The 4,560-nt window shown below is 47.4% G+C and carries 5 protein-coding genes; 2 read left to right on the top strand and 3 right to left on the bottom strand.

All coding sequences use genetic code 11. The features are described from left to right. Positions 1-722: 722 nt before the first annotated feature. A complete protein-coding gene (locus tag OUO13_RS03120; RefSeq protein ID WP_283172386.1) occupies positions 723-1,049 on the bottom strand; it encodes a hypothetical protein in 327 nt (108 codons plus the stop codon). Positions 1,050-1,345: 296 nt separating this feature from the next. Here OUO13_RS03120 and OUO13_RS03115 point away from each other — a divergent pair, with 296 nt between their 5' ends. Next, entirely contained in the window at positions 1,346-2,344 is a 999-nt protein-coding gene (locus tag OUO13_RS03115; RefSeq protein ID WP_283172385.1) for a transposase, read from the top strand. Positions 2,345-2,784: 440 nt separating this feature from the next. On the opposite strand, the gene OUO13_RS03110 is transcribed toward OUO13_RS03115, so the two are convergent. Together OUO13_RS03110 and OUO13_RS03105 are read right to left on the bottom strand one after the other, a co-directional pair. Further along, positions 2,785-3,276: a hypothetical protein gene (locus tag OUO13_RS03110; RefSeq protein WP_283172384.1), complete on the bottom strand. Its 492-nt coding sequence runs from the start codon at positions 3,274-3,276 to the stop codon at positions 2,785-2,787. After that, the gene (locus OUO13_RS03105; protein WP_283172383.1) at positions 3,273-4,094 is read right to left on the bottom strand and encodes a hypothetical protein; all 822 of its coding nucleotides are present in this window, start codon (positions 4,092-4,094) and stop codon (positions 3,273-3,275) included. Before OUO13_RS03105 ends, OUO13_RS03110 begins: the two co-directional genes overlap by 4 nt. A 103-nt stretch (positions 4,095-4,197) precedes the next feature. Between OUO13_RS03105 and OUO13_RS03100 the strand changes: the two genes are divergently transcribed. Beyond that, positions 4,198-4,560: transposase (locus tag OUO13_RS03100; protein WP_487362616.1), on the top strand; the 363-nt coding region annotated here is incomplete at its 3' end.

Below are 4,560 nucleotides of genomic sequence, written 5' to 3'. Positions count from 1 at the left end.
GGCAAAAGCTTATTCAGAACGGCTTCGCGACGTTCAATGGAATAACGGGCCATGGTCAGTTCCTGGCCGCCCACTGTTCGTTTTAACGTGAAAAACTCATCGGACAACTATGCTGACACAGCGGGCTGACTCAGACTGAGTCAATCTGTCCCCACCCAATCTTTACCCTGAGTGATGAAGCAATCTCATCCTGCCCGTGCAGTTGATTGATTTTGAAGATGCTGGTTTATGGGTGGCTGTCCGGTTTCTGTTATCTCTGTAATCCTGTAAACCCTGACTTGCTGGAAGCAGTGGCCAGAACTTACGTTAATGATATTTGATATTGACCTAATCCTCGTATTTCACGAGGGCAGACACAAGAACAGTGGTATCTTTTATGGCTCCTGTTGTCGAAACAACCGCCAGAGAAACGACCGTCGCGACAAGATGTTATAAAAATTCCATCTTATCTTCCTCCTGATCGATACCAGAACACTGTTCTGATCAAACCTTGAAAAATCCGACCATGCACAAAAACGGGTTCCCAAAGGAGCCCGTATTTGTTTCAAACGATTTGCCTGTTTGCCAATCGCTGGTTTATTGGTGGCTATCCTATTTTTGCTTTCAGCTGACACAGAATTCTTAACACCCTCTACGGAAGTGGAGGAGTGAGATTCAGATGGGGTTAATGGAGCGGTTACGTTTATTGGTGGCTGTCCGATTTCTGCTGTTGAATATTATTGCTACAACTCCTGATGCTTCAACAACACTATCCGCTTATCGTCTTGCAGAAAATTGGCTATTTCACTAGAGCGCAGCGTTTCATTTATATACAGAAGAAAAGGATAATCGACATACTTCTCCTCAGTCCACTCATCGTCATACTCATCATAATTATTCTGAAGAACAATATGCTCTTGACCCACATCATTTAAACGGTAGTACCTACCACAGCGATACCCGCTTTCATGCGCAATCATAATTATGTCAAGCAATGCTTCAACGGCAGCCCGAGCAATGCTCAAGCTTTCACAATCAATACCATAAATGTCGTAAGATTTTAAATCCATGATTAGAATCCTATACTCGGAGACCTAGCTTCAGCAGCAGCTGCGTCGCCATAAATCATAAAGTTTACTGGACGACCAGCAGATTCAGATAACATCGACTGCATACCATCTAGTCCAAGTTGCCGAACCTGTGCCGCAGAAAGTGGGCCTGTTCTGGTTCCTCCCGATCTCAATTCAATACCAAGCTGTTTGAGGGCAATCAGGACACCCACTCTAACCAGTACTTTTACCCGATTCCATTTTTCAGTTCACAAGCCATAATCCGATTTCGAATACTTCACGGATGGAGTTCGATCATGCCAAAGCCACGCAAGCAACAGGTCTCTGTTGAAGCAACCCCCTACTACCACTGCGTTTCGCGCTGCGTTCGTCGGGCCTTTCTTTGCGGCACTGATTCGGTTTCCGGCCAAAGCTATGAACACAGACGCGGCTGGTTAGAGGAGCGCATCCTGGCATTGCCGCAGATCTTTGCCATTCAGGTCGCCGCGTACGCTGTGATGTCGAATCACTACCACGTTGTCCTTTTCGTCGACTCTGATCAGGCCAGCGGCTGGAGCAAAATAGATGTAGTTTTGCGCTGGCACCAACTGTTCAACGGCAATGTCTTGTCCCAGCGGTTCGTTCGCGAAGAGCCTTTATCGGAAGCCGAGCAAAACCGTTTGCACATCCTGATTGACGAATGGCGCGCACGGCTCTGCGATATCAGCTGGTTTATGCGGGTATTAAATGAAGCAATTGCTCGTGAAGCCAATGCCGAAGATGAGTGTTCGGGCAGATTCTGGGAAGGCCGCTTCAAATCCCAGGCCTTGCTGGATGAAGCTGCCCTGATCACCTGCATGGCCTACGTTGACCTGAACCCGGTTCGCGCTGCCATGGCCGACACACCAGAAACGTCCGAACACACTTCCATCAAGCAGCGGATTGAGCATTCCAGAACAACCCAGAAAACCAATCCTGTAACGGCACAAACGCCGTTATTACTGCCCTTCACCGGAAACCCACGACAAGATTCCCCCAATGGCATTCCTATGCTCTTGAGTGACTATCTGGCGTTAGTCGACGAAACCGGGCGTATGATTCGAAATAACAAACGCGGCGCGATTGATAACAAGCTCGCACCAATCCTGAGTCGCATTGGGCTGGACAGCCAGCAATGGCTGACCATGGCCCAACAGTTTGAAAACTGTTTCAGCACCTTTGTGAGCAATGAAACCCGTGTTCGACAAGCCTGCGAGCAACTGGGTTATAAACGCCCAACCGGAGTAGGCCAGGCAAAACGCCTATTGGCTGGCTAGCGCTCTCTATTCATCCACATCAAGAGACCAATCAGATCAACCTCTAAGGCTTGCGCTTGGCTAAAAAACAGAACATTCCGGCTGACTCCCGAGTCAATCTATCCCCACCCAATCTTTACCCAAGGTGATAAAGCGATCCTATCCTGACCGTGCAGTTGATTGATTTTGAAGATGCTGGTTTATCGGGGGGCTGTCCGATTTCAGCCCTTGATTTCAGCCCACTCCAACTGTCCGTTAGAGTGGGTGTCCTGTTTGTGTTGCTTCGGGGGGGGCTGTCCGATTTCAGCCCAGTCCAACAGTCAGTTAGAGTGGGTGTCCTGTTTGTGATTTTATTTTTACTGATTTGGGTGGGTGTCCGGATTGCCCTCCTCCGGATTGCCCTCCATGCAGTCCATTCCTAAATCTGATCCCGTTCAAACATCCACAGAAAATCTCGCCTTTTAAACTTCCAATAAATTACCAAAAGACTTAAACCTCAATTGCCCATGATTCTCACTAGCCAACACCTTTAAAACCCCCACCAAATCCCACTCAGTAGCCTTAACCGCCCCAACATTTGAGTCATAATGATAAACCACGTCACCCAAGAGCGTTTGAATAAAATAATATTGCGTATCGGAAACCAAAGAGAATACAAAAGGCCTATTTAAAAAATCATAAAACCCATCCTCTTGCATTTGATTAAAAAAATTAAATTGAAAAAGCAAATGTTCTCTCACTCTCCATGACGGGCGGTATAGCTGTATCATCGAATCTCCAATCAATCCACCGTCGCTTCTTCCCATCTCAGCCAGGAACAATTCAAGCTGCCCTTGCAGTTTAATATCGTATAACCGAGCAATTTTGTTTAACTCTTCACCACTATAACCTACGACATCAACCGCATTAATAGAACCGCCACTTAAAACCTGCTGTAAAAAATATCCACTCATGGATTAACTCCTAAACTACCTTCAAAAAATCTAATATCAAATAGCGGATTGTTTTCTGCAAATCTATTACTGGTAATAGCACAGCCAGAACACATCCCAGGATTAGATACAGATGTATTCTGAACCCCCACCGAAACCCTAGCTTGCTGGCCAGAATAGGTTTCTTGCAAGTAGCTCATTATCTTCTGCTCAGCATGGTTATAGTTTGTTGAACCATTAGCCCCATTAACAACACTTGAAACAGCACCACTATCATATCGAATTACCTGATATTCAACCCCATCTATTTTCACCGTACCAGGAGCATTCTCTTTCCAATTTCTACCACTAACCGACAATAAATACTGTGTATGACCTTCAATTTCAATCGAAGCAGCGGCAACGGATATATCCTTCGTGTTTCCACCTCTAACGTAAGGAAACAAACTATCGCGAAGTACCGATGGATTGATTGCGGCATCTGACAGGTTATCCAATGAATTTACAGACAAATTCCTAGACAAACTGCTTGGAACCCCCGCCCCCTCCGGCAACTCTCCCTTCGCCACGGCGCTCTGAACCTTGGCATCCACCATATTCGACAGCGTCGGGCTGACAGCGGCCATCGAGGAATACAATTTATCAAGTGGATTACCACCAAGCGCTTCCAGTGCTTCCTTGATTGTATCGACCGATTTATCGGCAATCTTGAGCGTTGGGAAGGCTCTTTCAACAATGGCCCACAAAAGCCCGCCTTCGTCGTACCATTCTTGCAATCGTGCGGCGAGTACCTGGCGTGCTGCGGCTTCATCCCCACCGGCTTCTTCGATGTCCTTCAAGAGCAATCCGGACACCCACTCTAACTGGTACTTTTACCCGATTCCATTTTTCAGTTCACAAGCCATAATCCGATTTCAAGTACTTCACGGATGGAGTTCAATCATGCCAAAGCCACGCAAGCAACAGGTCTCTGTTGAAGCTACCCCCTACTACCACTGCGTTTCGCGCTGCGTTCGTCGGGCCTTTCTTTGCGGCACTGAGTCGGTTTCCGGCCAAAGCTATGAACACAGACGCGGCTGGTTAGAGGAGCGCATCCTGGCATTGCCGCAGATCTTTGCCATTCAGGTCGCCGCATACGCTGTGATGTCGAATCACTACCACGTTGTCCTTTTCGTCGACGCTGATCAGGCCAGCGGCTGGAGCAAAATAGATGTAGTTTTGCGCTGGCACCAACTGTTCAACGGCAATGTCTTGTCCCAGCGGTTCGTTCGCGAAGAGCCTTTATCGGAAGCCGAGCAAAACCGT

The sequence above is a fragment of the Parathalassolituus penaei genome (assembly GCF_026626885.1).
Lineage (GTDB): Bacteria > Pseudomonadota > Gammaproteobacteria > Pseudomonadales > Oceanobacteraceae > Oceanobacter > Oceanobacter penaei.
The sequence above is the reverse complement of the archived record's forward strand: the minus strand, read 5'-3'. Positions and strand labels throughout refer to the sequence as shown.

Bases quoted from the DNA above. Each gene is read 5' to 3' on its own strand.
- OUO13_RS03120 (WP_283172386.1), bottom strand. From the start codon at position 1,049: ATGGATTTAAAATCTTACGACATTTATGGTATTGATTGTGAAAGCTTG.
- OUO13_RS03115 (WP_283172385.1), top strand. From the start codon at position 1,346: ATGCCAAAGCCACGCAAGCAACAGGTCTCTGTTGAAGCAACCCCCTAC.
- OUO13_RS03110 (WP_283172384.1), bottom strand. From the start codon at position 3,276: ATGAGTGGATATTTTTTACAGCAGGTTTTAAGTGGCGGTTCTATTAAT.